Origin of the sequence: Pseudomonas sp. PA-1-3F (assembly GCF_021609665.1) — a bacterium.
Lineage (GTDB): Bacteria > Pseudomonadota > Gammaproteobacteria > Pseudomonadales > Pseudomonadaceae > Aquipseudomonas > Aquipseudomonas paracarnis.
This window is the reverse complement of sequence record NZ_WJZD01000005.1, coordinates 77,084-103,694: the sequence shown is the minus strand read 5'-3', so window position 1 is coordinate 103,694 and position 26,611 is coordinate 77,084. Positions and strand designations below refer to the sequence as shown.

At 52.4% G+C, this 26,611-nt stretch carries 25 protein-coding genes; 2 read left to right on the top strand and 23 right to left on the bottom strand.

Features of this window, described 5'->3' with window-relative positions; translation table 11 throughout:
- Positions 1-20 precede the first annotated feature (20 nt).
- The 9 genes from tssC to GIV26_RS04985 all read right to left on the bottom strand — a co-directional run bounded on the left by tssC (position 21) and on the right by GIV26_RS04985 (position 9,377).
- Positions 21-1,499, bottom strand: a complete 1,479-nt coding sequence (tssC, locus tag GIV26_RS05025; protein ID WP_236279610.1) for a type VI secretion system contractile sheath large subunit — start codon at positions 1,497-1,499, stop codon at positions 21-23.
- A 37-nt stretch (positions 1,500-1,536) separates the two neighbouring features.
- On the bottom strand, positions 1,537-2,058 hold the full coding sequence (gene tssB / locus GIV26_RS05020; RefSeq protein ID WP_148854298.1) for a type VI secretion system contractile sheath small subunit: 522 nt from the start codon (positions 2,056-2,058) through the stop codon (positions 1,537-1,539).
- A gap of 24 nt (positions 2,059-2,082) precedes the next feature.
- Entirely contained in the window at positions 2,083-3,093 is a 1,011-nt protein-coding gene (gene tssA, locus GIV26_RS05015; protein WP_236279609.1) for a type VI secretion system protein TssA, read from the bottom strand.
- 97 nt (positions 3,094-3,190) lie between these two features.
- Entirely contained in the window at positions 3,191-3,802 is a 612-nt protein-coding gene (locus GIV26_RS05010) for a hypothetical protein (RefSeq protein ID WP_236279608.1), read from the bottom strand.
- Between the two features lie 266 nt (positions 3,803-4,068).
- Entirely contained in the window at positions 4,069-5,274 is a 1,206-nt protein-coding gene (locus GIV26_RS05005) for an MFS transporter (RefSeq protein ID WP_236279607.1), read from the bottom strand.
- The gene (locus GIV26_RS05000; RefSeq protein WP_236279606.1) at positions 5,271-5,987 is read right to left on the bottom strand and encodes a 2OG-Fe dioxygenase family protein; all 717 of its coding nucleotides are present in this window, start codon (positions 5,985-5,987) and stop codon (positions 5,271-5,273) included. The genes GIV26_RS05005 and GIV26_RS05000 overlap by 4 nt, the downstream gene beginning before the upstream one ends.
- Positions 5,988-5,991: 4 nt before the next feature.
- Complete coding sequence (locus tag GIV26_RS04995) at positions 5,992-7,362, bottom strand: ATP-grasp domain-containing protein (protein WP_236279605.1); 1,371 nt, start codon at positions 7,360-7,362, stop codon at positions 5,992-5,994.
- A 27-nt stretch (positions 7,363-7,389) separates the two neighbouring features.
- Positions 7,390-8,544, bottom strand: a complete 1,155-nt coding sequence (locus GIV26_RS04990) for a KamA family radical SAM protein (protein ID WP_236265649.1) — start codon at positions 8,542-8,544, stop codon at positions 7,390-7,392.
- Positions 8,545-8,747: 203 nt separating this feature from the next.
- Positions 8,748-9,377, bottom strand: a complete 630-nt coding sequence (locus GIV26_RS04985; RefSeq protein ID WP_047710944.1) for a response regulator transcription factor — start codon at positions 9,375-9,377, stop codon at positions 8,748-8,750.
- Between the two features lie 349 nt (positions 9,378-9,726).
- Here GIV26_RS04985 and blaPFM point away from each other — a divergent pair, with 349 nt between their 5' ends.
- Complete coding sequence (blaPFM, locus tag GIV26_RS04980) at positions 9,727-10,488, top strand: PFM family subclass B2 metallo-beta-lactamase (RefSeq protein WP_236279604.1); 762 nt, start codon at positions 9,727-9,729, stop codon at positions 10,486-10,488.
- 32 nt (positions 10,489-10,520) lie between these two features.
- Here the strand turns inward: blaPFM and GIV26_RS04975 are convergent, their stop codons facing one another.
- The 11 genes from GIV26_RS04975 to GIV26_RS04930 form a co-directional block, all read right to left on the bottom strand.
- Positions 10,521-11,003 carry a hypothetical protein gene (locus tag GIV26_RS04975; protein ID WP_236279603.1) on the bottom strand — a complete coding sequence of 161 codons (483 nt, stop codon included), beginning with the start codon at positions 11,001-11,003 and terminating at the stop codon, positions 10,521-10,523.
- A complete protein-coding gene (locus tag GIV26_RS04970; protein ID WP_236279602.1) occupies positions 11,000-11,854 on the bottom strand; it encodes a winged helix-turn-helix domain-containing protein in 855 nt (284 codons plus the stop codon). The genes GIV26_RS04975 and GIV26_RS04970 overlap by 4 nt, the downstream gene beginning before the upstream one ends.
- Before the next feature lie 40 nt (positions 11,855-11,894).
- Positions 11,895-13,091, bottom strand: a complete 1,197-nt coding sequence (locus GIV26_RS27215) for an EAL domain-containing protein (protein WP_236279601.1) — start codon at positions 13,089-13,091, stop codon at positions 11,895-11,897.
- 367 nt (positions 13,092-13,458) lie between these two features.
- Complete coding sequence (locus GIV26_RS04960) at positions 13,459-13,794, bottom strand: hypothetical protein (RefSeq protein ID WP_236279600.1); 336 nt, start codon at positions 13,792-13,794, stop codon at positions 13,459-13,461.
- 134 nt (positions 13,795-13,928) lie between these two features.
- Complete coding sequence (locus GIV26_RS04955) at positions 13,929-14,795, bottom strand: winged helix-turn-helix domain-containing protein (RefSeq protein ID WP_236279599.1); 867 nt, start codon at positions 14,793-14,795, stop codon at positions 13,929-13,931.
- A 127-nt stretch (positions 14,796-14,922) separates the two neighbouring features.
- Positions 14,923-16,005, bottom strand: coding sequence for a fimbrial protein (locus GIV26_RS04950; protein WP_236279598.1), 1,083 nt, complete (start codon positions 16,003-16,005; stop codon positions 14,923-14,925).
- Between the two features lie 26 nt (positions 16,006-16,031).
- On the bottom strand, positions 16,032-18,557 hold the full coding sequence (locus GIV26_RS04945) for a fimbria/pilus outer membrane usher protein (protein WP_236279597.1): 2,526 nt from the start codon (positions 18,555-18,557) through the stop codon (positions 16,032-16,034).
- Positions 18,558-18,601: 44 nt separating this feature from the next.
- Complete coding sequence (locus GIV26_RS04940; protein ID WP_236279596.1) at positions 18,602-19,345, bottom strand: fimbrial biogenesis chaperone; 744 nt, start codon at positions 19,343-19,345, stop codon at positions 18,602-18,604.
- Between the two features lie 80 nt (positions 19,346-19,425).
- A complete protein-coding gene (locus GIV26_RS04935; protein WP_223023551.1) occupies positions 19,426-19,980 on the bottom strand; it encodes a fimbrial protein in 555 nt (184 codons plus the stop codon).
- Positions 19,981-20,209: 229 nt separating this feature from the next.
- The gene (locus GIV26_RS27315; RefSeq protein WP_442962897.1) at positions 20,210-20,737 is read right to left on the bottom strand and encodes a fimbrial protein; all 528 of its coding nucleotides are present in this window, start codon (positions 20,735-20,737) and stop codon (positions 20,210-20,212) included.
- 144 nt (positions 20,738-20,881) lie between these two features.
- A complete protein-coding gene (locus GIV26_RS04930) occupies positions 20,882-21,514 on the bottom strand; it encodes a response regulator transcription factor (protein ID WP_236279595.1) in 633 nt (210 codons plus the stop codon).
- 288 nt (positions 21,515-21,802) lie between these two features.
- Between GIV26_RS04930 and GIV26_RS04925 the strand changes: the two genes are divergently transcribed.
- On the top strand, positions 21,803-22,006 hold the full coding sequence (locus GIV26_RS04925; RefSeq protein ID WP_236279594.1) for a carbon storage regulator: 204 nt from the start codon (positions 21,803-21,805) through the stop codon (positions 22,004-22,006).
- A gap of 200 nt (positions 22,007-22,206) precedes the next feature.
- Here GIV26_RS04925 and GIV26_RS04920 read toward each other — a convergent pair whose 3' ends face one another.
- The 3 genes from GIV26_RS04920 to GIV26_RS04910 are packed head-to-tail and all read right to left on the bottom strand — an operon-like array spanning position 22,207 to position 26,389.
- Entirely contained in the window at positions 22,207-23,289 is a 1,083-nt protein-coding gene (locus GIV26_RS04920; protein ID WP_236279593.1) for a fimbrial protein, read from the bottom strand.
- The gene (locus GIV26_RS04915) at positions 23,289-23,807 is read right to left on the bottom strand and encodes a fimbrial protein (RefSeq protein WP_236279592.1); all 519 of its coding nucleotides are present in this window, start codon (positions 23,805-23,807) and stop codon (positions 23,289-23,291) included. Before GIV26_RS04915 ends, GIV26_RS04920 begins: the two co-directional genes overlap by 1 nt.
- Entirely contained in the window at positions 23,807-26,389 is a 2,583-nt protein-coding gene (locus GIV26_RS04910) for a fimbria/pilus outer membrane usher protein (protein ID WP_236279591.1), read from the bottom strand. Before GIV26_RS04910 ends, GIV26_RS04915 begins: the two co-directional genes overlap by 1 nt.
- Between the last annotated feature and the right edge of the window lie 222 nt (positions 26,390-26,611).

Below are 26,611 nucleotides of genomic sequence, written 5' to 3'. Positions count from 1 at the left end.
GAGCGCTAAACTCGTCGGCCTCAGTTCTTGACGGAGGGCAGTTGAGAAACCAGGCGCAGCGAGACGGTCAGGCCTTCCAATTGGTAATGCGGGCGCAAATAAAATTTGGCTTGGTAAAACCCTGGATTCTCCACAATGTCCTCGACCACAACCTCGGCACTGGCCAATGGTTTGCGTGCCTTATCGGCATCCGTCGCGGTACTTGGGTTGCGCTCGACGTAACGGATAATCCAGTTGTTAAGCCAGGTCTCCATTTCGGCGCGTGATTTGAACGAACCGATCTTGTCGCGCACGATGCACTTGAGGTAATGCGCGAAACGGCACGTGGCAAACAAGTAAGGCAGGCGCGCAGACAGCTTGGCGTTAGCTGTCGCGTCGGGATCACTGTATTCCTGGGGCTGGTGCAGCGACTGCGCACCGATAAAGGCCGCCAGCGTCGAATTTTTGCAATGCACCAAAGGCATAAAACCGTTCTTCGCCAACTCCAACTCACGTCGGTCGCTGATCGCGATTTCCGTGGGGCACGTCATGTCCACGCCGCCGTCTTCAGTTGGGTAGGTGTGCAGGGGCAAATCACTGATCGCGCCGCCCGATTCAATCCCGCGAATACGTGAGCACCAGCCATATTCTTTGAACGATCGGTTAATACTGACGCCCATGGCGTAAGCCGCGTTGGTCCACAGATAATTGTCGGCCTGCCCATCGGTCACTTCCTCGAAAGCGAATTCGTCCACCGGGGCCGTTTTAGCGCCGTACGGAATTCGCCCAAGAAATCTCGGCATTGTCAGCCCCACATAGCGCGAGTCTTCACTAGTGCGCAGGTTGCGCCACGCCGCATAATCAGCGGTTTGAAAGATCTTCGTCAGATCACGTGGGTTGGCCAGTTCACGCCAGGAATCCATCATCAGCACGCTTGGCATGGCCGCACTGATCAACGGCGCATGGGCCGCCGCTGCAATCTTGGCCATAGAGGCGAGCAACGCCATATCCGGCGGGCTGTGATCAAAATAGTAATCGGCAATCAACACTCCAAACGGTTCACCACCAAACTGCCCGTATTCATGCTCATAAATTTTCTTGAACAGCGGGCTTTGGTCCCACGCCGCGCCTTTGAATTTTTTCAACTCATGAGCGACTTCAGCCTTCGATGCATTGAAAAACCTGATTTTCAATTGCTCGTCGGTTTCCGTGTTGCTGACCAGATATTCCAGGCCCCGCCAGGCCGATTCAACGGTTTGAAAATTGGGGTGATGCAACACAACATTGACTTGCTCGGCGAGTTTTTGATCAATCTCGGCGATTAACGCTGAAATGGTACTTAACGTGTCATCGGCAATCAGCTGAGTATTGCGCAATGCATGCTTGGCCAGCGTATGCACGGCCGACTGAATCAGGCCCCGGGCCTGCTCACTGCGAGGTTTGAATTCGCGTTGCAACAGATCATTAAACTCACTGTTGGAAACGACGACTGGAATGGACTGCTGAACAACACCAGACATGGATTACACCTGTTCAAATAAGAATGGAAAACATGCGTCAAACATCCACTGCCGCATCGGCAGGCGGATTGCTCTGTGCCAGTAACGAGGCCATTAACACCGGGTCTTCCAGCAATTGAGCCAGCAATTGCTCAGCACCGCTTTTACCATCCATATACGTCAACAAGTTTGCCAGTTGATTGCGCGCTTCAAGCAACTCGCGCAACGGCTCGACATTGCGTGCGACCGCACCTGGGGAAAAATCTTCCATCGTGCTCATGCTCAGGGAAATCGCCAGGTGGCCGTCACCGCTGAGTTTATTCGGCACCGTCATTTTTACTTGAGGGTTGATCGCACCCATGCGGTCATCAAAGTTATCAATATCAATATCCAGAAACTTACGTTCAGAGAAAATTGGCAACAGACTGCGGTTCGCCCCTGACAAATCAGCAAACACACCGTTAACAAACGGAATGGCGACGGTTTTTTCTGCGCCGTACAGTTCAACTTCATACTCAATTTGCACGCGTGGCGCACGGTTGCGGCCAATGAATTTTTGACCGCTGTTATTACTCGACATACGACTCGACCTGGTAAAGTTTAATTAATCCGCGACGCGGCCGCCCAAGCGGCGCAAGTCGGTAACAGAGTTAGGTGCCAGTTCCTCGATAATATCGATGAAACTCATGGTGGTAACTCGGCGAACCCTGGCGATCAAAAAGGGAACCGGGCTTGAAGGTTCATGCCGTTGGTAGTACGAGCAGATCGCATCCAAGGCGCGAACCACGTCCTCCCGAGACTCACAAGTGGAGCCAGTGCGTTCGTGGTTTTGGGCCCTTGAGACCGAAGATGCACGTTCTGAGGGTTGTACCGATGGCCGTTTCGTCACTACTAAACGTAAACGGTCTTCGACCACCCGCCCCCACTTTTGCAACGATTTGCTTAAGCCAAGAAAAGGTGAAATCCCCTGCACAGCGGTTTTTTCGTCCAGATCCGCCGTCATTTCATCAAGCACAGTACGCAAAGCATTTATCAGCCCAAGACTGCGCATTAATTCAGTCGAGCAGTTGGGTTCTATCAACTGGGTCAACAGTGCCAACTGCTCGTTATGCTGCGCGCCCTCAGTGCTACTAATAGTATCCAGGTCCCCAAGGCAGAGGGTTTGGCCGTCCTCGGTGCGTGCCAATACCTGACGCTTGAGCACGCCAATCACGGTGGACGGTACCACCAGCTCTGCCAGGGTATTAATCCGAATCAATGGATCGAACTGATCCTCGGCGACTAATTGCGGGTGCACGCTTTCCCAGCGTTGCCGCACCAGCCAGGCCACCAGGCGCAAACCGCCCAGATAACCATTCAAGCCACAGCGGTCAAGCAACGCACGCGCCAGAATCACCATCACCCGCAGGTCCAGTGTCTGCTCATACAAACCTCGACATAGGGCCTCAACGTGCGGCCAATCTATAGCCTGGGTGACATACACATGCTCGCCGTATTCAACAGTTTCGGCTGTGCGTGAAGCTTGCTCCAGCTCGACGAATTCGGCCGTATACTCAAGGTCGCGACCACAGGAGCGATTACTGAGCGCGCTAACATATTCATCTACATAATTCATAAGCGCAGAGCGATCTCAGTGTTTACTTATTACAAAGCTTAAAGTTGCTTGAAGCAGCGTTCAGTACAATATCAACTTGTGCCAATATTGAATGGGATTAACCCATAGTCTTTCGACGCGTCGATAGTATGCGAATAATGGCAGACATACCAAACAGTGAAATATTCGAGACCACGGCCTTCGCTCCACTCGAGTCATCAAGAGACTCCCCTAGCGTTGTGTCATTGCGATATTCAATATACCAAATGGGAGTGGTCAAACAGCCGCCATCAAACTCACTCGGAAAATCGTAAAAAAACCTTAAATCGCGCTGGGCCTGACAAGGGTTGTCGTATTCTTTCAGCTTGATCAACTTTTGCCCCAGCGCCGTGCCTTCTATCAACTGACACCGCCAGTCATGAAAGTACTCAAACAGAGGGCCGCACTCCAAAAACTGCGCGGAGGTAGGATCGACAATGAATGGCTCATCCGGATTATCGCGCTTACGTGAATCATCCAGATCATAGACAGCCACGACAAAGTGCGTATCGGTCGCTCGGGATAAAGTTTCCCAGATCAACATGCCTACTATGCGGTGTCGTACATTGTTCGCGCGTAATATACGCGCCACGTTAACCGCGCAGTCGAAACATTCATCTTGAGGATTCAGCATGCACTTGGCGATTTCAGGATCTCCCGTGATCAGCTCCTTTAACCGTTTAGATTCCATCATCCAGACCCTGTACAGCTGCCTGCTTGCCGCTCACCTGAGTAGCCACCGTCCGTATGGCTACAGGTCTTAATAGTCAGCTGCGCAAAGAAAGCAATAACGTTTACGTTTCCTTATCCAATCATCATAAACAGCCGACACAACGGCAAGTGAATAGCTGTGATTGTGCTCAATTCAGCCTGCCGTGTCTTTGCAAATCAAGTAGTTAGCGTTATTGCCTAGCCTGTCGGTAGCATCTAACACACGCACCGAGCCGGCTCACGCAACTAAGCTCGCCTTCTCATCCATAGCGCCATAATGACCAGCGCAGTTAAAGGCAAACCATGGAATAAAATTATCACCTGGGCCGGCGTCCAGGCCAAATAGAACGGCCCAGCCACCAGCATCCCCACGCCGAAGCCCGCCATCTGAATCAGCGTCAATAAGCTGAATAACGGCAAACGCAGACTATCAGGCTCGCTTTGCGCACGAGAGATCAGCGCCACCTCGGATAGCCCATCCCCTAACCCCGCCCACACTACCAGCAGCAGTGCCAGCCATAGCTCGGTTTGCTGAAAGGTAAGGACAAAACCGCTGGACATCAGCGCTACGCCGAGCATGAATAAACGCTCCATGCTGTGGGTGCTACGGCCTCTCAATACGACGCTGGCCAGTCGTGCCCCAACGAACTTGCCACAAGCCCAGACCGCCAGCAGATAGCCCATGACCGTTTTCGCGGTGTCAGGCGAAATCAGCTGGGACAGTACCGGCCAGCCGACGTTATGCGCCGCGCTGCCGAGGGTGTCGAGCATGCTGATCAGCAACATGGCGGCCAGCACCGGCGCGCCACGTAGCCCCTTGGTCAACTCCCGCCATTCGGCGGCGAGCCCGCGATGGGCGGCAACGGTCGAGCGGTACAGCGCGCGCAAAGGCAAAACCAGGCAAGCGGCGATCACATAGGTACCGATGTTGGCGGCAAACACCGCTTCAAATCCTCCCGTGGCGATCAGCAAGCCGGAGAGCAAACTGCCGAAAACCGCACCGGTGGCCGCCGCCGAGGTGATCCAGGCATTGGTATTCACCCGTTGCTCTGGCGCGACCCAGGTGGGCAATTGGCTATTGAGGCCGATGGCGAACAGCGAATTGCACAGTCCGATACCAAAGGCGATAAAAGGCAACAGGTTAAGTTGATGGGCCGGTATCAGCACCAACAACGGCATCAGTAACAACGCCCTCGCCAAGTCCAGCCCAGCCAAGGTGCCACGGCCGGCGAAGCGGCGAAAAAACGGGATGCCAAACAGGCTGGCGACAATTCCGCCGGTGACCCGGCACGCCAGGAAAATGCTGACAAACACCACGCTTTGACTAAGCCAGTACACATAGGTGGAGAGCGCTACCAGGTTGAGGAATGCACCGAAATCCGAAACACCGCGGGCAAAGATGATCAGGCGTGCGTTGCGGATCGATAGGTACAACTGTCGATCATCGCTCATGTCGGCTGCGCCTCTTCGACCCTACGTAGACTGACCAGAAGTACATCGCGCCAGGCGGGCCCGGTGTCTACCAGCGCTCTCACGTCACCGGCGCGGTGGTAGTAAGCACGATCATTGATCACGATGGTTTCGAGAAACTGCTCCATTGCCACGTCGAGCATGCAGCGTTGCTCCGTCTCGTCAGCAAACACCTGCGATACCACCGGCACTGTATTGCGCTCGCCTATAAAGTGCATGAACACCCAATCCAAACCGTCCTGATGAATCCCTGAGGTCGTCGGGCTCCTCGACTGCCCATCCGCCCGTACCCGGAACTGATGAATATCAATCGTGCAGGCCTGATCGCCAAGATGCGGTGCAATCACCGCAAGGTCGGTGGCCAACAACTTCCGCATGAGTGGATGCTCGATAAAGCCCTCCTCGCAATAGCTTAGGTGGTTCACGCCCTGGCGGTAATTAACGGCATAGGTGACCGTCGATTTGAACGCGGCATCCCTGTCGATCTGTAACTGGCGGGACGGCGACAAGCGATAGCGCAAAATGCGCCGCTCGCGATGGGTGTACGCCCTGAACGCCTCGTCGCGCACCAGATTGTTCCAGTACGCGCGAAAGCTTTGCTCGTCGCCGGGCTGAGCATCGATCAACTCGCGAAAGTCTCGGCGATGGCAGTACTGATGCTCGCGCAGGTGCGCTGAAATCTGTGAGATGTCCATAGCGCTATCCTGCGTCCGGCATATCGATGATTACACGTAAGTGTTGTTTTATCGCATCATGCAAGGCATGGGCGTCTGCGGCATCGTCAACCTTGGCCCAGCATTTGAGCAAGTAGTGTTCCTCGATATCTGCATCGATACAAACGCCGGCCTCTTGCTGGGCATATTCGAGTACCTGCTCGTTTTCAGCCAGATAGCCCGTACCTTCAATACCTTTAAAGTGACCACTGTGATCCGGATAGATCGCCAACATCGCGTAACGTTGCGGGGCGTCGGCGACCTTTTGCACTGCGGCACCCAGCTGCACATCTATCCCCTGCTCGCCCAGCAGTAGCGAGAGATACACGTGGTAAGGGTTGATTGCCGCAATGTCACGGAATGCCGCGTTGACATAGAGGCCGCCCAGGCGCGGGTTGATCTCAATGGCCACAGGCCCCGCCTCAGTCATCCGGAACTCGAAATGCACCACGGCGTTGGTCAACCCTGTAGCGTTCAAGCAGTCAACGGCATACTGACGGATCTGTGCGCACTGAGCCTGGTTGAACGACGTCGGTGGAGAAATCAGCAGGTTCTCGAGGACCGTGCCGCTGCGCTCGGTCAGCAGTAATTTTTCATTGATCAGCAGCGGGTAGACCCGTTCGCCCGCAATCACACATTCCACACTGCCTTCAATGCCGGGAATATAGCCTTCCAGCAAGATGCTACGCCCTGGCACATAGTCACGCCCAAGCCCATCCTCAGACGGCAAGGCGTGCGCGCAGCCGTAGAAGTCCGCATAAGCCGCGGCGCCATGATCACTTACAAAATGCGCGTAGTGGCTGCATAGCTCCGCCCAGTTGGAACACTTCTTGATAAACGCCGAGGCACCGCCAAAGGGAGGTTTGGCGATCAGTGGATAGCCCACGTGCGCAGCACCTTGCTGGAGTTCCTGTTCGTCGTTGCACAGCGCGGACGGCACCGAACGCAGCCCATGCTGTTTCAACACACCGCGCATCAGGAACTTGTTATTGCACGCTGCTATCGCTTCCGGGCGGCTGTACACCAGACCGAGCTGCTTGCAGACGCGCGCGACTATGCAACCCACCTCACCTTGAGCAGACGGGTGACCTGCCTGGCAGAAGATCGCGCGCACGTTGTATCGCCCATCCAGTTCACCGATTAACTCAAGAATGGCCGTTTCACTGAGCGTTTCCAGCAAGAACACTTGATCACTGTCATCACACAGCCGTTGCAAATGACGACGTCCCAATAATCCGGCCGTCAAACATTTCAGCCCTTGCTCACGGGCGACGGCAAAGTGTGGTTCACGGTAGCGGTAACGAGTAGAAGCACTGTCATCGATATCAATAAAAAGAATAGCGTCTTGGTTCATCATGGGTACTGTCTCAATCCGTAAGTCCGTTCAGGCGTCATGCCAACTGCACCATTGATTTTCCCAGTTACGAAAGCAGTAATAGCGCTGCCCGTCGCGGATTTCGAAGTGCGGCAGATCTTCAGGTTTCTCAAAATCCAGCAGCGGGACGGTGAACTTGCCTTGTGCGTGCGGCAGCACATATTCGGGCATTGCGATGTTGGAGACCCGTCGTTTGAGACGTCCCATGATGGCGATGGCGTGGCTGATAGAGGCCTTATACTCGGATGCGCCCGGGGAAAACGGCATGAAGTGGTACAGGTAATACGGTTTTACACCCAAGCGATAAAGATCGATGAACAGCTTATGCAACGTGGCTTCATCATCATTGACACCCCGCAACAATGGCATATTGGAGAAGACAATCGGCACCACACTCTGGATACGTTTAACCGCCGCGGCAAAATCGTCGCTGAGCTCCAGCGGGTGACACACATGCACGCCGAAGGCATTGACCTTGTACTTCTCCAGCATCGCGATCAACGCATCGGTAACGCGAAAGGGGTTGAAGCTCAAGGCACGTGAATGAATTCGGATCAACAGGTCGTCACTGATCGAGCGTAACGCTGCCAGGTTCTCTTCCAATCGGCGGTCAGCCAGCATCAGCGGGTCACCACCGCTGAGGATGACCTCTTCAATGGCCGGGTTGTTGCGTACGTACTCCACCGAGTCCAGGAACGAGTTGGTGTTGGCATTGGCCTTTTCGGTATCGACCTGCAAGGTACGCAGGGCTTCGAAGCAGAACTGACAGTACGCGTTGCAGGTGTTGGTCATCCGCAAGATAACGCGGTTATCGTACTTGTGCTGGCAGATGGGGGTTTTCATCTCATGATGCAACTCCCAGTTCTCCGACGTGCCGTCATAGTCACCCGGCACGTTTTCATTCCAGTAAGGCACAACCTGTCGCCACAGCGGATGGTCCGTCACCTGACCGCTATCGAGCGAACGCATAATCAAATCAATATAGTACGGCGTAATTTGCATCTTGCGATCTTGCAAATTGCGTTCAATATGAGCGGTCACCTCTTCACTCCAACCGCCGCAAGCCTTGCGAAGCGAGGGCTCATCGCGCACGGCACTTTTCTGCTGCCAACGCCAATCAGTCCACTGAATCGAACGATGGGATATCTGATCCAAAATCGACATTTTCTCTGAAGCCTCTAGTAAGTGGCGCGTGTGCAGGGAAAGGTAGGATGAGCATGAACGGTTACGTCGAACCTGTATTACTCTTGAATTCAACTCGCGCCTGGGCAAGGTCAACGCTAAATTAACGCTCAGTATGTCACTAATCATAAGTTGCGAAAAAACAGGACGGGGTTGATATCAGTGTCGACATTTCGTAAAGCAACCTAGTCCGCGAAGCCATTACGCTTGGCAACTTCGAACAAATGAACGAGAGAAAAGACATTGAGCTTTTCCAGTAGCCGTGCCTTGTAGGTGCTGATTGTCTTGTTACTTAGCTGCAAATGGTTGGCTATCTCCTTATTACTCATCCCCCGCACAAGCAGCTCAAATGTCATTAACTCGCGGTTGGAAAGCGTATTGATAAGTAGCGCCTCATTGGCGAAACTGTCACTAACCGCAGGCAGTCGATCAATGCCATGAGGCACATAAGCCCCGCCTTTCATTAACAGGTTGACGGTCCTTTGCAACTCTTCAACCGTGCATGTTTTCGACAAAAACGCCGACGCGCGCGCCGCACGGCAACGATTGTAATAATGGCGCGCCGCACAGGATGTCAGCACCAGGATTTCAATACTCTTATCGAAGCTGTAAATCTTCTGCATCACCTCCAACCCCGCGATTCCGGAGAGCTGGATATCCAAAATCACTAAATCAGGTTTATGCTCACGTACCAAGGCAAGGCCATCGGTACCATTACTAGCCTCTGCTACCCAGGCGAAGTCATCCTGACTTAGAATGGATTTAATAGCCGCTCGCACAAGCGGTTGCCCATCAATAACAATGACTTTGAACATCAGTACCCCAGCGTTTCAGTCAGATAAACTATAGGAAACTTTTTATCAGACAATCCTACACACGCGGCGGCTGCTACTTAACTAAAATACTAATCAACCAAAGAAATTAACAACTTATCACCCCCCTTGTGCAGCCAGAACCCTCAAGCAGCTCAGATTAATAGCACGCCTGCACTGACGCCCGGAATTCGCAGTCGAGCCAGCCACGTGCTGGCCCCGCATTAATTCTTAATTCACGGTTATTCACTTTGCAAGGGGTGGAACATGCCTGAGTCTAGTCGCGCCCTCACTGCTGATCAGAACATGTGAGGCATGCTTCCGTGTTGTATAACTCTTCTCTGAGAAACTTATGAAGCTTATTAATATCCTGTCAGCCATCAGCCTGGCCTGCATCACCTCCCAGGTCTTCGCTAACCAGAGTGACTTGACCCTTACCCACTTCAAAGGCCCGCTCTACATCGTTGAAGACAAGGAGTATGTGCAGGAGAACTCAATGGTCTACATTGGCGCGCAACACATTACGGTTATCGGCGCAACCTGGACTCCCGCCACCGCTGAAAAGCTGGAGCAGGAAATCAGAAAAATCAGCCCCCTGCCCATCAAGGAGGTAATCAACACCAACTACCACACCGACCGGGCGGGAGGTAACGCCTACTGGAAGGAGCTCGGCGCCAGTATTGTCTCCACACAGATGACCTATGACCTGGAAAAAAGCCAGTGGCGCAGTATTGTCGACTTTACCCGGCAAGGGATGAAACATTATCCGGTCCTGGAACAAAGCCTTCCGGATCAGGTTTACCCGGGCGACTTCGCCTTGCAAAGCGGTCATGTTCGAGCGCTGTATTTAGGCGCGTCTCACACGGAAGATGGGATTTTTGTGTACTTTCCAGAAGAACGTGTCTTGTATGGAAACTGCATCCTCAAGGAAAAGTTGGGTAACATGACGTTCGCCAATCGCAGTGAGTACCCGAAAACCCTGAAGAAATTGCAAGTGCTGATCAGCAGCGGTGAATTACCCGTTGAAACGATTATCGCAGGGCATAACTCACCGATACAAAGCGTTGAGTTGATTGACCATTATCTGAACCTGCTCGAACACGGCGAGCAGTAACACCTGCGGGGATTTTGCCAGTGTGGGTGAGCTCAGCGTGATGAAATATCGCGACTGCGCTCACTCCCCAGACACAATACGCGCTCCAGCTCTTTGATATAGAAACATGGCGTGTCAGGGTTCAGGTCTAACTTATAAAAGGTCAATTGTGACGCATAACTGGATAAATAAGCGTAATTAAAGGCGACATCTCGATCCCGCATTGACATGCTTCTAAGCAGCTCATTACCGCCTGTTGGGTTAGTCATAAATCGTGCACTACCGAAGAAGTTATTAACCAGCTCAAACGAAAACTTCTGGCTATCATAGTTGATTTTCTCAAAATCATGAATTTGATTTCCATGCGACTGAAGCCTGATCAGCACATTTAAGACTTCACCACTGCTCATGATCATCGAGCCGGTGGTGAAACAAGCGCCTTTAAGTAAATCTTTATGCGATGCTGATGAATACATCAAATGCAAGGCCACGAGTACCACGATGCCCACCAGCAGTCCAATGCTGCGCTTGCTCACTTCAGGCACCTGTCTAACTGTTCGTCGGTCAAGAGGGCTAACTTCGAATTATGCACTGAAACAAACTCCACCGTACTGCCACTGATGCAAAGGATTTCGTAAAAGCTGTGCATCGTATTTAAAATCACTGTGCCAGGCACTTCCAACAAACTTTCCATGCGCCGTAGCACCGGTGCCATGCTGACTTTTAGCCTCTCGACTTCCGGCGTAGTTGCACCGGTGTACCACACGGTCAGCAAACCTTGCGTGTCTGTTTCTTTGACAAAGTCCGGCTGCAGCCAAAGGTTCCAATCAATCCGCCAAAGAAAACTCATCGCCAATATCAGCGTCGCGCCCATCAAAATACTCTCAGTGCTTAGCCGGCTTCTCAGCCATGAGAGCCTACCCTGCGGCACTTGCGGGCTTGGTACGACGCCCAATGTTAAAGGAACCGGAGCGCTCATGTCGCTAACTTGCCCAGGCGCAACCAAGAACTCGGAGTTGAACTGGTAACCCCTTCGCGGAATGGTCTGGATGATCTCACGATGCTCATCATCGGCCAGCAGCTCGCGAATGGTTGAAATAGCCTGGTTCAGGCTGTTCTGCCCAACGATACGGTCAGGCCAGCCAAAGGCAAAGATTTCATCGCGACTGACAATGGTGTCTGCCCGGTCAATCAGAATTTCCAGGATGCGACTGGAACTGTACCCCAGCTCAACTTTGCGCTGGTTATTATGTTCATGAATAACCAACGTATTGTGCGAGGGCCAAAATATAACTTGCCGCCCTTCAGAAGCACACAGGATTAATACTTTTTTAGCTTCCGCTTGAATACCCTTATCGCTCGACGTCGGGTCAATCGATGACTGCATGCTCATTTCCTTGCAATGATAACGGTGAGTACCTATGTCTTTAGATCACTCGGTTCATATCCGGATGAACTAACGAGAAATACCCATGCACCAAGTCTTCTGCAGTCAAGTCCTTTGAATAAAACCAACCTTGGGCGGTGACTGCCCCTAAGGCAAGCAGACGCTCCACTTGCTCGGGTGTTTCGACCCCTTCGACGATTACGTTGAGTTTCAGGTGCCTGGCCATATTCAGCAAATGGACCAAAATCGTATTGGCGCGGCCTTGATCTTTTTTGCTCACAAAGCAACGGTCAATCTTAAGAATATCCAGAGGCAGGAAATCCAGATAAGACAAATTGGAATAGCCTGTACCGAAGTCATCCAGGGCAATCTTATGACCTTGGTCGCGCAATTGGTTCAAATGCATGATGGCTTCGCGTTTATCAAGTACGACACCTTCAGTGACCTCAAATACAATGCGTGACGCCGGGAGGCGATATTGACTCAATAATTGTTGAATAAACGCAGGAAACGTGGGGTCGGATACATCTTGAGAGGACAAGTTTATATTGATATAAAACTCATCACATGCCCACAGCAGGCACGAGTAATCTTCAATAACGCGCTGACAAATCCAACGGGTTGTCAACGGCATGATGCCGGAACGTTCGATCAACGGTATAAATACCGCAGGACTTATCACCTGTCCTTTATGGGTCCAGCGTAGTAATGCCTCAGCGCCTACCCAAAGCCCAGTGTTCATATTCACTATCGGCTGATAGTGCACGCTCAACTCACCGTTAACCAAGCCTCTGCAAAACCTTGCTTGCATCGAAAAATAATACGTATAGACCGAGGTGAAAACCTTATAAAGGCCAATAATGGTACATGCCCCAGTGACCGACACAAACAATAAAATACAATACTCTATAAAGGCATATGTTTTAGCCAATAGCGAAGGCCACTCCTCACCTGTGGCCTCATAGTTACCCAAGGTTTTCAACTCACTCAACATGCCGGGCTCAAAACCAGAGAAGTTACCATTACTCAAATCGACAATACTGCTCAGGCGCTCAAAAACATAGATTTGCGCCAAATGTTCCACCGAGTATAGCGACGCCCAGACCATCAGTAACGCGACGATCAACCAAAGCACGACTTGCGCGACTACTGCCTGAGGCCACATTGAAGACATAGAGTTTGCCCATGAGCGCTCAACAGAACGCCCACGCTTAAGAACGCGCTTGATTGCTTTCACGTATCAACCTGTTAGGTAAAGTCGTTTCTAGAACTGCGGGGCTAAATCTGAATAACGCTCACAAGCAGGTGAATGAAGTGACCCGGTCGCTTCATGGCTACGATAATGATTTATTGACTGCCCGATTTGGACGCTAAGGATAAGCCAGATTGGCGTAGAGGCGGGGTGATGAGTGGTGAATTCATAGTTATTCACCTCTCAAGCTTACTATAGACGCCGCGTAGAGGCCGCGGCGGCGTGCCAAGGCCGCCCATCCCAGCACTGTAATGCCTAGGTTCTCAGCAACATCGAACAATGAGGACATAACTCAAACAGGTTCCGACAGCTATCGATTAGCACCCGGAAAGTACGTTTCAATCTAAAAAGGTTAGCGTTCGGCACCAAAGCAACGTACCGTCTCCAACTCTTTCACATAAAAACACTGACTGCCTATACGCGCCTTTATTTTATACAGGCTCAATCTGGAAAATTCGTTCGAATAGTAAGCGTAATTAAAGGCAATATCCCGGTCTATGTTGATTTTATCTTTAATCCATTCGCCATCCCGCTCTTGATTCGTCACAAACCGAGCATTACCGAATAGACTACTCACTTGGGTCAGAGAGAAATCCTGGCTATTTTTATTAATCGCTTCGAAGTCGTGCAATTTATAGCCATGGGACTGTAAGCGCTGGCTGCTTTCATACACAACGCCGCTGCTCATGATCAGTACTCCAGAAGCAAAAAACGTCCCCTGCAATATCTGCCTACTCGACTGAGCCGAATAAACAATATGCAAAATCACTAATATCACGACTAACCCAGACCAAGTGATCATCCATCGAATATTTAATGATTTCAATTGACGCACCTGTTCAGTTGTTCATCTGTCAACTGGGACAATTTGGTTTTATGTACTGTCACAAACTGCACCGATCGCCCCTGATCAATACAGACAATCTCATAAAAACCATGCATTTTATTGAAAATGATTGTTTCCGGTTGTTTGACAACCCCCCTCAGGCGATCACGCAAAGGTTTGGTATCGGCCTGCAACTGCGTCAGCTCTTCTGGGCTTTCCGAGACATACTGAACGTCTAACTCGCCCAATGTTTCACTTGCACTGAACAAGCCGTGCTGCAACCAAAGCGCCCAGTCGATACGCCAGACTAACGTTGCTGCCAGTGCAATCGTCAGCACTGCGAGTAGCAGATTGGTAGAGCGTGTTAGACGGCCCAATGCAAAAAACGCTTGCGGCTGAGTGATACCCTCAGCAGCATCTGCTGCTACCGGAGGCGCTGGGGCAGTGTCATCACTGACGTTAAACTCTTCACGGTTCTCGCTCAGGTATGCCGAGTTAAATCGATACCCACGCCGGGGGACCGTCTGGATGATCGTTCGCTGCACATCATCGCCCAGCAGATCACGAATATTGGAGATCGCCTGGTTCAGGCTGTTCTGCCCCACCACCCTGCTCGGCCAACCGTAGGCAAACATTTCCTCGCGCCCGACGATCAGGTCGGCGCGGCTGATCAGCAGTTCAAGCAGTCGGCTTGAGCTATAACTCAACTCGTGTCCAGTGATAACGCCCCCCTCACTTACCCTCAACAGGTGTTGGCTGGGGGAAAACTCTGCATACCGCGAAACCTCATGAAGCCTGAGTATGACCTTTGTGGGCACCACCGACGGAAGACCACTGCCATCGGCACTTTCAATGGGTTGCATTACTGTCAATACCCCGCGTCTGTCTTTCAATCACGTCCATGAACTACGCTTGCCCAGGAGCATTCGATAGTCGACGTATCAGCGGGAGTATAGACAGGTTTAAACGGGCCTCTAAGTGCTGTTTCGTTTATTGATAGTTGATTGTAAAAATCGCCGTCGCATTCGCCGGACCACTGTGAATCGCTGAGTCCGGCAGCCTGAGGTAACGCGCCTTGAGCGCAATGAAATAGCTGCCGCCCTCTTTGGGCTGGAGTGGAATGCCACTGTCAAGCAACGTCGAAAGCCTGATCGGCTGGGCATTTTCCAGTGCAAGCTGTACGCCGATACCTTGCGCCGCCCTCACACCCCCTGGGCCCTGCGCTGTGAGGCTCAAGACTCCCTCTTCAGTGGATACCGCCCGCTGGGTGGGGTCGATACGGAATGCAATTTTATTGGTTTTGAATATTACACCTGGCTCAAGTAGGTTGGCCCCGGCGGAGTAGTACCCGTAAAACCCTGGGCACTGATTGAGCACGATAGAAAAGTCCTGCCAGGGCGTGTAGCCGGTTTTCTCGAGAGTGCCTACAGCGTGTTGGCCCAGATTGACCTGAATGCTCGGCGCCTGGCAGGTTTGCGCCACCACCCTCAGTTGGCCCGACAGTCGCACCTTGCGCACCGGCAACTCCCGCCCTCGAATGTCGTAGCTAATGCTTACAATTGGCAACGACGCGCTTGAGACAGGCCCCGCTTCGACATGGGCGCTGACCTTGACAAACGAAAGGATGAATTTGTCCAGGTTCGGCTCACGAAACATGCAGGCTTGCGGCCCTGGGCAGTCAGGTAATTTTGCAGTGAATGGAAAGGCGCGGTTATCGGCGTCCAAAAAACGCAATCCGATGCCTGCAAGGTTGGTGGGATAGGTATTGCCGTTCGCACCGGATTGATAACCGGGGATAGGCCCAGAGACCATCTCCAGGTTGCGCTTGAGGCTAATATCCCGGGTTCCGGGTGTACATCGGATAGATGTGACACCACCTGGAGTGAAGACTTGACGGTAAACCTCGGTGCCGACGGGGATATCGCGGCCGACGGTAATCTGACTGATGCGCAGCGGCATTGTCGAATCAATTGCCCCGCCCGCCTCGACACGTTCGCAGTCCGCCAGCGCGTTACCGGCTATCCATAGGAGGCTCCACACCAAAAGCGATTGAGCCCCGACGTTGCCAACCATATTTCATCTCCTCAGGCCAAACCGGATTAGGGTTGAACCGCTGTGCATAGGCTGTTTCGACTTTGCAAGCCAGACCCGCCAACGTCGGGCGCCGGCAGCAGCATCAGGCACTGCTGAGTGGCCTCTCGCCCCCAACTGACCCTTACTTGGTCCACCCCTTCTGGTACCCGCGCGTAAAGCTGCCCCCCCTGCCCGACCAAACCTAACGACGGACCGGCGGCAAGGCTCACGGTGGCACCAAAAGGTACGGGGCTGCCGTCGGCTAAATGCACTGTGAGCAACAGCGCGCGTCCCGAATTGGTTGCAAAATCCACCGCTAAAACAGCCCCGGCAGTGGGCACCACTTTGCGGCTTGATTCGTTCAGATCCACACTCGAGGATGCGCCGCGAGGATCGATGCCCACCTCGTTGAGTTCATAAGGGCGCAGGTAAGGCACCACAGCATTGCCCTGACCATCCAGCTTGATGCCCGGGAAGCCCACTACTTCAGCCCCTTGGGCGCCCTTGGCACTGATTAACGCAATGGTGTCGCTGCGAAAAGGACTCAGCGTAAGCCCCTTGGGATGCCCAACCAGACTGCCGCCTACACTGACACCCAAGGTGGCATAGTCATCGCCCTGACTCAGCGAGCCGCCGAGGGAGGTTTTGGCGCCTTGGTACTGGCCGTTCCACGAAGTGCCCGACGTGCCACTTGCACCATCACGCTGGAGCCCAACGCCGTAACTGTATTGATTGCCCTCGCCGGCGCTACCGCTGAGGTATAGATCTTCGCTGAGTTGCCCTTGGGCATCGCGTGCCAAGCGCGCCGACAGTTGAGCGTAATTACGCGTTGAGCCAAATGCCAATGGCAGGTTAGCGGTGAGCAGGTAGGTGGTGTCCATTGCCCCGAGCGCCTGGCGGCTGCGGTTGGCATTAAGACTCAACCCCACACGCCCCAGTCGGGTGCTGTAGCTGAGTTGATACTGCAAGTCACTTCCCGCCGTGTTCCTGTACCACTGGGATGACGCGCTGACCCCTAGCTGCCCCCACTCTCCGATCTGCTGATTGGCGCTAAGTGTCACACGGCGGCTCATCCGCGAAGCCAGGTCCATGGACGAGAGCACGTTCTTCTCAAACTGTAAGCGCTGCGACGCATCGTTGAGATTGTGAGCGCCAGTGGCCGAATACCAATAGGATGCTGCCGTGAAGTAACTGCCGGTCTCCAGCACACTCTTGCTGTACAACAAGCGCAGGGTATTGCCGTGTTCTGTGCCACTGAGGAAGCGGGTCTTGGACTGCGTCAGGTCAAGCGCCAGTGCGCCCAACTGGGTATTCATGGCCACGCCGGTCAACAACGCGGTGTATTTGTCGCTCGCCTGCAGGCCGCCTTCTCCAGTGAACATATTGCTCAAGCCATGCTGGAAGGTGGCCTGGGTAAAGTTGGGCGGATCGTCAAGGTACTGATTGCGTAACTGCCCCGCCGTCAAGTTATATCGCGATACGCCGGGGCGTAACAGTTGACTGACCGAAGCGTAGGGTACGGTGAAGCGTTGCTGGCTTCCATCGGCCTCGATAACGGTCACGCTCAGGTCGCCGCCATAGCCACTGGAGTAGAGGTCGTCGATCACAAACGCTCCAGGCGCGATAAGCGTTTCGCGCAAAATGTTGCCCTCCTGACGGATGATCACGCGCGCGCTGGTGCGTGCGATACCACGAATCACCGGCGCATAGCCGCGTAGCGATTGCGGCAGCATCCGATCATCCGAGGCCAGTTGCACGCCTCGGTAGAGCAAACCGTCAAATAACTCGCCCGTGGTATGGGTCTCCCCAAGCGTGAGTTGGCTTTTAAGACCCGCCAGATCACGTTGCAGGTAGGTGTTCAGCGCCTGGTAAGCGGCCCCATCTGTCGGTTGCCAACTCACTGAACCATTATGGCGAGCACGCCAATGGCTCAGGTTTATTCCGGCGTCAAAGCTCAAGTAGGCTGAATCTTGGCCATTCCCTTTGAGATTGCGGGTTGCGTTAGCGGAGTAGCCGAAAATTGCTGCGGTGGTGCCGCGGCTCCATAACTCAGGGCTGACATACCCGTGGGCATCACGGCGCAATGCGACTTGGGGAACACTCACGCGCAGCATCAGGTCTTGCAGGTTGAACGTCGCACTGGCGCCCTTCACTGTTTCAGGTAAGACCAGACAGGTCGGATCTCCTAAAGGCGTCAGGTAGGCTTTCGGGCTGACTCCCAATTCATCCAGCAATTGCGGGGTGAAGCAGGGCAGCACGCTCCCGCTCGTTGCAGAGAACAAGACATTTTTACGCCCGATGGGCTGCTCATTAACAAACACGTCTGCCCTGTATTGACCCGGCAACATCGCATTGCCCTTCTGAAAAGGCGCCAGGTCCAGGCTCTCTGAGCCTTCAGGCAGGAAAGCACGGTTAAAAAGCACCTCCTCCGCCACAACCTTTTGCCCACACGACATGCCCAGCGCTAACAGCCAACCAACAACAGGTTTGGATAAACGCGAGGCACAGAAAAACCGAGCCTCTTCAGCCCAGGAGTCAAAAAAAATGTTCATGGATTACTCGTATGCACTGTTCGCAGCGATCGCCACTACCGCGACTAAGGCGTTAGCGGCCGCTTGATCAACACATCCGCGCCATAGTCATTGATAGCGCTGAGTTCCACTTGAGCCTGAGGCCCCGGCAGGTTTTTTAGCGTGGGCAAAGCAAAGGAGTGCCTGGACCCCGGCGCGAGCATTTCACTGCCGGCCATAAACCGCTGTTTGCCATCCACCACACCCACTTTGGCTACGGTTACATAAAACGCCGTGGGGTTATGCCCTTCCAGTGCCAGACCACCGGCCTGGTGGACGATGCGCCATTGAACCTGATCAATAGCGTCGGATGCGTTGCCGCTCAACGTTTCAGGACGATAGAAAATCTTGATTCGCGAGCGAAAAGCCATCTGTAACAAATTAACCGGCCTGTCAGTCGCCGCGGGCGCGGTGGGCACTTCGAGCAGGTTGAAATAATAAACCGACTCTTTATCTTCGGGCAGGCTGGCACCGGTAAACATTAACCGTACAGTTTGGCCTTGGTTTGGGTCCATGCGAAAGACGGGGGGGGTTAACAAAAAAGGCGCCGTTGAATGGGTGGGGCTAGAGTTAGGGTCTCCGCTGTCGACCCAAGTCTGCACCAGTACCGGGAGCGCTCCGTTATTGTCCAGGGTCACGGTGATTTCTGCTTCTTGTGCCGGGTAGATCAAGCGTGTGCCGGTAATGACCACGCTGGCACTCACCTGAGAACACACCATTGACATCAACACCGCGGCCATTGCGAAGCGTATCGATATAAGGTAAGCCATAGAATCCCTTGCTTGGCTGATCAAGTTCCCAGTGCTGTCTTAATTACAAAGACAGCATTGGGAGTTCGAGCGGTTACAGCTTATAGATAGCTGATCGAGTAGGTGACAGCACCCGCAAAACTACCCGCTTGCACCGGGATACTGGTCGTTAGATATTGAACAGTATATGACTTAGTCATGCCGCTGCTAGCAAGAGGGCTGTAGTCAGAGGAGATTGGTGCATTACCTATAACCACTGCCTCGTTATTGGAATTTTTAATTTGCAGAGCAATACCTTTCGCAGCAGAAGCAAATGGTGTGTATGTATTAAGCACATTACCGCCTGCAATGCCGTCCCCGCCCTGGAAGGCGATTGCGGCACTCCCTGCTGTTGCTCCCGTTGTAGACGAGCAATTCGTCAGGGCAAAATTCAGTGCCGTAGCGCCTTTGGTAGCATTTACGGTCTCCATTCCTGTCGAACTTATCGTCGGCAATGTAACGGTTGTTGTACCCGCAGCAGCACCATTCACTGTGATGGTGCAGGTGGTAGAACTGATACCCCCGCTAAAATTAATAGTACCGTCAGAGGCTGCATTCGCAACCTGGATAGACGAGGCGATCATCAATAACGAGACAGCGATTACTTGACGTTTCATTTTAATAACTTCCCTGGTTAAACTTTAAGTCGGGTGTGGCGCAACAAAAGCGAGCCATACGCACTTCCTATTGCGCAACACAATCAGCCAAACACATGCAACAACATCAAACAACTCAAAAGCCATAAAACATGTTTTTCACAAGCTTTCGGACTCGCCCCTCCCGCAGCGCAAAGGTGCATGATTTCTACCTTGATCAGCATGCGACACTCATCAGATCACACCCCACTTACTCGTAACTGATTGAATACGTCACACTGGTTTGAAATGGACCAGAACCTATCGCATCACTATCAGCGATATACCGAACGAAATACTCCATCAAGCCAGCCAAGGGCATGGCGGTCTGATTTAGTTGAGAGGGGTCTCCTACCCTGATGGGGTTCATCGACGCGTCGTATAACTGGAGTGCGACCCCGGTAGCTGCGTGGGAAGTCAGTTTGTTTTCCAGCGTACCGTTCTCGCTTACGTTCGATCCACCCTGGAAGTACACACGGGCCTTAGTCACCAAACTGGACGAGCACCCCGAGAACTTAAACGTGAACCTTGTGCCTCCCTTGGTTTCCCCTTCCACCGACATTCCTTTACGGCTCACTCTGGGCAATTGAACTAAAGGCGCAACAGATGTTGAGTTATTGACAGCGATCGTACAGGTTTGCGCCACCAACCTACCGCCAAAGTTAAGTGTACCTTCACCCGCAACCGGTGCGGCTACTACTGGCTGGGCCAGCGAAATCAACGTCGCTATTAGTGCCATAACCCTTACACCGGATTTATATATCATCACTCTACCTCCCTGGCTGTATTTAACGCGTCGTTTAGCAGGCCGTTAGACACAACCTTAGCCCTCAAGCAGCACACCGCCAATGAAGAAGAGTGATTCACGATTAGTCACACGAGATCACCCCAGTTTATTGCGAGCCGCTAACGCTTGCAGCTGCGATATCGACTGCAATAACATTTTTTCGAAGATATTGGTTTTATGCACACTGATATGACGCCTGCCAACATTCATGTGCTCGGCAATTTGCCTATTATTCAACCCCCTTGCTAACCCTTGAAACACCATTAGCTCGCGATCCGTCAACGTAGCAATCAAGTCAGTTTCATTGGCAAACGACCGCTCTCGCGTTTTGATGGGTGCGTTAATAAATTCGAAATAAACGTAGCCCGAGCGTATGGCCCGAAGAATAAATGCAAGCCCCCACACATCCCTTGAGATACGTAACAACACCGTGGCCCCCACCCGACTGTAACGCGCAGAAAAATGCTTGGGGTCTTGCTGTGTCAGCACAATAATTTTCAGCTCGCGGTTGCCGGCACGCAGCTGCCTGATCAACTCAAGGCCCTCAATATTGAAGGCGGCAAGCTCCAGGATTGCAGTATTCGCAAGCCGTGTTCGCGCAGCCTCAACAACCTGTGCCGGGCACTCGGTGTTGATCAATACGTTGACAGATTCCGCCTCTAAAATATCGGCCATTTCGCCGCCCATACACCAACGGCCCGACAGCACAACGGCTGATATTGTTTCCATCACTCTTTCCGCCTCTAACCCATACTTTTCGAGAACGCTATAAGTGGGCTGCCCTGTGACCAGGCAAGCGCTCGACAAGACGGTCAGCCTAATTCAACACACGCTCCGATTAACCTAAAACATGCTTATTTTGGCTCATTCATCTTGAGCCGCACTTCAAATCCAATCACGTCAGTGTGCGCGATGATCAACCGAGCGCATGCCAGGTTTTTCACGGTTTTTGACTTAAGTTGAACGATAGCCAGGTAGATCATGTTCGAACGGAAAAATGTCATGGAGGAATCACACGTGAAAATTATTACACTCAAGGTCGGTGACGCCGGTTGCCTGGGTAGTGACATCAAGATCCGGATACTGACGATCCAAGGTAAACAGGTCCAATTAGGGTTTGAAGCGCCGAGAGATATCCCTATTTATCGCGCAGAGCTGGTCCTGGCGCCGGAAAAACGCCAGCGGCAAAACGATAAGTTAAAAGATGTAACCTCGGAATAGCCGCTTCTTAGCCCTGCAACCTATCCTGGTAATTAATCGACCAGGATAGGATCTTTTCCCCTTGCAGGATGCTGGCACGTAAGCCCCAGATTGCTGTTCTTGCTTAATCACCTTCTGTGCTCAGGCATACGCATCTGCAATCCGCTGCACCGGTAACTATCTATTGCCATTCGACAAGAGCGTACCAAGACCATCTCGAATCAATCATAGGCAAAGGTAATGCTGGCTACTGCGTTGGCTTCGCCAGGGGTAATGGAATTGGCAGTCTGAATATACTGCGGTGTCAGCACAAACTGGGCAGTGTTGCTAAGCGTGGATTTTTCCTTCACCCGCCATTGGGCTGCGGAGCTTGAATCGACAAAGCTCGAGTCAGGTCCAAAAGTCACCAGTGAACCACCCTCCCTCAGAAATTGGATACCTACTCCGGTGGCAGTAGTTCCGGGTGTTAAATGCAGTGTCTGTGTAAAGTTACTTGAGTTATTTTGATCCGTCATGGTTGCCAAAACCCCAACGTCAGCATCGCCATTGCATTCAAGCCTGATGGTCACGGGCGCGTTTGAAGCAACGGTACTGTCCTTCCCAGTGAACAGTAGAGGAGAAATGACTCCCATATTAATGACGGGTGGCGAAAGACTGGCCGTACAACCGCTCTGTTGATACTTCAGTGTGAACGCACCTAAATCCACATTGGCGGTCTCTGTATTGCCGCCAATAAAACTGCCGTAACCTATAGAGTTCCCACCAAGGTTATATGATCCAACAGCAATATTATGACTTGTGGCAATGAACTTTATTTGATATGAATAATAAACGCCATCATTTGCGAAAATGTGATTTCGAAACTGCCGGTAGCCGTTACCAGCATTTTGCACATGAGGCCCTGTACTCTCACACCCGATAATAAGTCCGCAATCTCTTGAGTTTGTCCTCAAGACAAATCCTATACCTGATGAATTTCCCGCCGGCCCAACAACATCGTATACGGTATAGCTAGCTCCAGATTCAGAGTAAGTAATATTTGCCAACGGCGAATTTATTGTCAGACCAAACTGCCCATAAATTGTGCCCGGCCCACCTGCCACGTGCTGTTCACCACTGGCAATCCAACCGGTTAACGCCTCACCAATTATCGAACTATTGATCACAGGCTTTTGGATGATAATGCTCTGGGCACTTACTGCTGAATTAATGCCTGCGGCCAAAGTGCCATTAGACATAGTTAACAGTAGCATCAAAAAAACAAGGGCACTGCCTTTGCTTGGTGGCCTCAAGAAAGTTTTCATTACTGATACTCCAAAACAAAATTTGCGGTTGCATTGGCGGCACCCGCGGTAACCGCGCTCGCAGTGGAGCGATACTGCGCATAAAACAACAGCTCATTTTTAACTGCTGTCGGGGTGATCGTAAGAGCCGATGTCTGGGTGTTAATTGGAATGACTTCACTATTCACGCCGAGTATTTCGATCGCCAGGCCCGTGGCAATGCCGTTCCCCTGGGTAAGTTGCAGAAGATCGGCGTTATCTGTATCAGCAGCGCCTTGAAAAGACACTTTCACTGCCGTTGCATCACCACCACATCTTTCAAGGCCAATCACGAACTTCTGTTTACCCCAAGGAATGTCACGCGCATAAAACTGTTTAGTAGCAACATTACCAAAGTCCACCGTCATCTGCTGCGAAGCGAACGAAACCATACAACCGTTAGCAGCGATCGCACCGTTGATATTGACCAGCACGTCATAGGCTGCGGCGTGATGACAGAAGGTCCACCCTGCAATCACCCAAAGAAAGCGCTTTCCCATTACACACACTCCGCCGCCAGTTTGCTGATGTCTTTAAGTTCACTGCCCTCGTCGAGCTGGTAGTTAACCGTGCACTGCCCTTCAGGGCCGTCTTGCCACCACACCTTCAACTGCCCCTCAAGAGCGAGGCCGGACAGGAACACCTGACCGTTGTTACCCACAATGTTATCTCCAGGGTTTGCCGACTGGGTCACACTCGCACCAAAGGGCACGGGCATACCTTTATAGGTAATATTCATAAGTGCACGCACCCCGACTCGCACAGCGAAGGTGCTACGCACCAGAGCACCTTGAGTCGGCACGGCGTAGGCAACCGGGTTGTCCAACTCGATGTTATTGGCCAGGGAATTGATATCCAGGGCTACCCTGTTTTGTCGGTAAGTCGAAGCTGAAGGCACCACGGCATAACCGCGAGAATCGGTTTTTATCCCCACACCGCTGGCAAGCTTCACTTCCTTGGCCAGTGGAGCTTTCACCAGAATGTTGGTTTCCCCCAGCGGCTGGCTGAACGTCATACCATCCTCATGAGCCACGATACCGCCACTGAAACCATAGTTAAGGCGACTATTGCTGTTGCTGTTGTTGTAGCTATAGCCGACATTGGCGTTACCGGAAGCCCCCCGATAATGTGCATTCACGTTACTGCTGGCCACATGATCCTTGTCGCTATAACTCTGTTGTGCGCCATAACTCAGATTATTGTGTTCCAGCGCAGTACCGGTCACACCCGCGCTGTATAGCGCATGGCCTTTGTTATCGAGTGTCTGCCCATAATTGGCATACGCAGAATTATTTCGCGGACCTCGTTTGCCCGTCCATGCGCCGTCGCCCAATGGCAGGGAGACACTCAGCGCAAAGACCTGATCCGTACTGTCAACCCAAGCGCTTTTGTTATAGCTATAAGAAAGGGAATAATTGACCCCTTTCAGCGACGTGTGATAGCCAGCCTGCAGCAGGTCGGTAACTTCCGGCGTATTCCAAAAGGTCTGGCGATGACCGCTGACATACACAGAACCAAAGCTGCCCAATGGTTGAGAAATATTGAGCTGCGCACTGCTGCGCTTTGGGTAGTTCAAATTGTAATAATCGTAGAACTCAGGTTTTTGATAAACCTCGCCGTCTTGAGTCATAACCGACGGTCGCCTTTCCATCATTTTACTGGCCGTGTCACTCAGGTTATAAAAGCCACGAGTGGAATACTGATAACCCGCCAACTTGAAATTGGTACCGGAGCCTATCAGGGTTTTGGCATACAACATGCGGATCGAATAACCGGTATGCTGGCTATCGTCCGCCAGAATGCTGTGGGCCGAAGTCACATCCAGCGACAACGCTCCCAAGTCTCCTAGGTTCTGGCCCGCGCCTAAGGAGTACGCTTTGTATTTCTCTGCATTCTGTACACCGCCGTATAGGGTCAGGCCATGGGGCAGGCCCCATGCCAAGGTGCCCTGGAGAATCGCTGGGCTGCTCTGGTAATCAGCGCCCCGTAGCGTACCGGCAACCAGATCGTATTTGAGCCGACCTTCGCGCTGCAAAACCGGCAGCGAAGAATACGGCACGCTGTATTGATTCACCCGACCATCCGCTTCACGCACACTGACTTGCAGATCGCCATTGGACGAGCTCGGATAGAGGTCGTTGATCGTAAAAGGCCCGGCGGCTACGTAGGTTTGATAGATCACGTTCCCGCCCTGACGGATAGTCACTTCGGCGTTGCTGTTGGCAACCCCTCTGACGACGGGAGCGAAACCTCTTTCACTGTCCGCCAGCATGTTGTCATCCGACAACAGCCGCGCCCCTTCAAAGTTGAAGTTGTTGAAAACCGTATTCGATGTCGATGTCTGCCCCAGTATCAGGCTGCTTTTGATCCCCGGCAGCGCACGTTGCGCGTAACTGTTCAAGGTTTTCCAACTGACGCCGGCATCCGAGTAGTAGCCATTGCCCTTGTCAACCGTCGAGTCATTCCTCAAGCGCCAGGCACCGATATTCAGGCCGGTGTTGAGGTTCAAGAAATAGTTATCACTGGATGCACTGTTGGAAGCGGTACTGTGGGCGCCCGTGAAGTTGTAACTGACCAAGAGTGCACTAATGCCGTTGTCCCACTCTTCAACAGGTACGAAGCCTCTGGCCTTGCCGGTCAACATTGCCTGGGGCACGCTCACGTCCAGCCGCAACTGTTCCAGGTTCAAGCGACTTTGCGCTTCAGCCATCAACGACTGTAATTGAACGCAACTACCCGGCAATACAGAGTCCAAACCCGGGACAGCGGCAGGGTTGATATTGAAGTCCTTGATCTCCTGAGCACTGAAACACGCAGCAAGCGCAGGAGCGCCGTGTGTGGAGTATGTATTTTCCTCAAACACCACATCACGAGTATTGAAAAACGCGCCATTCAAGTAGACGTCGACTCGATAGGTGCCTGGCTGAATGGTGTCCGCCGCTGAAAATCTGGAAAGGTCTGCAACTTTCGTTTTGGTGTCGGACAGAAAGGCCGGATCAAAGTATTGATCGGCGTGTACCCAACCCCCATAAATCGAGGCAATCAAATACACATAGATCTTGGTATAACGAAAAGCCGTCACGTTGACTGCAGGACACTTAGTGGCTAAATCAATATTAGCCGGTCGGGGACACCATCTCATTCCGCACACCCTAGTTATTCTATCCATATAAATATCGAGGTTTGTAAACCTTCATCCAGCGAACTATCTGACAGGCACCTCACACGAAGTGGCCGGCTTCAATCCGTATCATGTTCAGTAGTGGCTCATGGCTTATTCAAGGACGAACACATACGAGCCGTC

What these genes read in the sequence shown, in the direction of transcription:
- tssC (WP_236279610.1), bottom strand. Translation starts at nt 1,499, where the DNA reads ATGTCTGGTGTTGTTCAGCAGTCCATTCCAGTCGTCGTTTCCAACAGT.
- tssB (WP_148854298.1), bottom strand. Translation starts at nt 2,058, where the DNA reads ATGTCGAGTAATAACAGCGGTCAAAAATTCATTGGCCGCAACCGTGCG.
- tssA (WP_236279609.1), bottom strand. Translation starts at nt 3,093, where the DNA reads ATGAATTATGTAGATGAATATGTTAGCGCGCTCAGTAATCGCTCCTGT.
- GIV26_RS05010 (WP_236279608.1), bottom strand. Translation starts at nt 3,802, where the DNA reads ATGGAATCTAAACGGTTAAAGGAGCTGATCACGGGAGATCCTGAAATC.
- GIV26_RS05005 (WP_236279607.1), bottom strand. Translation starts at nt 5,274, where the DNA reads ATGAGCGATGATCGACAGTTGTACCTATCGATCCGCAACGCACGCCTG.
- GIV26_RS05000 (WP_236279606.1), bottom strand. Translation starts at nt 5,987, where the DNA reads ATGGACATCTCACAGATTTCAGCGCACCTGCGCGAGCATCAGTACTGC.
- GIV26_RS04995 (WP_236279605.1), bottom strand. Translation starts at nt 7,362, where the DNA reads ATGATGAACCAAGACGCTATTCTTTTTATTGATATCGATGACAGTGCT.
- GIV26_RS04990 (WP_236265649.1), bottom strand. Translation starts at nt 8,544, where the DNA reads ATGTCGATTTTGGATCAGATATCCCATCGTTCGATTCAGTGGACTGAT.
- GIV26_RS04985 (WP_047710944.1), bottom strand. Translation starts at nt 9,377, where the DNA reads ATGTTCAAAGTCATTGTTATTGATGGGCAACCGCTTGTGCGAGCGGCT.
- blaPFM (WP_236279604.1), top strand. Translation starts at nt 9,727, where the DNA reads ATGAAGCTTATTAATATCCTGTCAGCCATCAGCCTGGCCTGCATCACC.
- GIV26_RS04970 (WP_236279602.1), bottom strand. Translation starts at nt 11,854, where the DNA reads ATGCAGTCATCGATTGACCCGACGTCGAGCGATAAGGGTATTCAAGCG.
- GIV26_RS04960 (WP_236279600.1), bottom strand. Translation starts at nt 13,794, where the DNA reads ATGAGCAGCGGCGTTGTGTATGAAAGCAGCCAGCGCTTACAGTCCCAT.
- GIV26_RS04955 (WP_236279599.1), bottom strand. Translation starts at nt 14,795, where the DNA reads ATGCAACCCATTGAAAGTGCCGATGGCAGTGGTCTTCCGTCGGTGGTG.
- GIV26_RS04950 (WP_236279598.1), bottom strand. Translation starts at nt 16,005, where the DNA reads ATGGTTGGCAACGTCGGGGCTCAATCGCTTTTGGTGTGGAGCCTCCTA.
- GIV26_RS04945 (WP_236279597.1), bottom strand. Translation starts at nt 18,557, where the DNA reads ATGAACATTTTTTTTGACTCCTGGGCTGAAGAGGCTCGGTTTTTCTGT.
- GIV26_RS04940 (WP_236279596.1), bottom strand. Translation starts at nt 19,345, where the DNA reads ATGGCTTACCTTATATCGATACGCTTCGCAATGGCCGCGGTGTTGATG.
- GIV26_RS04935 (WP_223023551.1), bottom strand. Translation starts at nt 19,980, where the DNA reads ATGAAACGTCAAGTAATCGCTGTCTCGTTATTGATGATCGCCTCGTCT.
- GIV26_RS27315 (WP_442962897.1), bottom strand. Translation starts at nt 20,737, where the DNA reads ATGGCACTAATAGCGACGTTGATTTCGCTGGCCCAGCCAGTAGTAGCC.
- GIV26_RS04930 (WP_236279595.1), bottom strand. Translation starts at nt 21,514, where the DNA reads ATGGAAACAATATCAGCCGTTGTGCTGTCGGGCCGTTGGTGTATGGGC.
- GIV26_RS04920 (WP_236279593.1), bottom strand. Translation starts at nt 23,289, where the DNA reads ATGAAAACTTTCTTGAGGCCACCAAGCAAAGGCAGTGCCCTTGTTTTT.
- GIV26_RS04915 (WP_236279592.1), bottom strand. Translation starts at nt 23,807, where the DNA reads ATGGGAAAGCGCTTTCTTTGGGTGATTGCAGGGTGGACCTTCTGTCAT.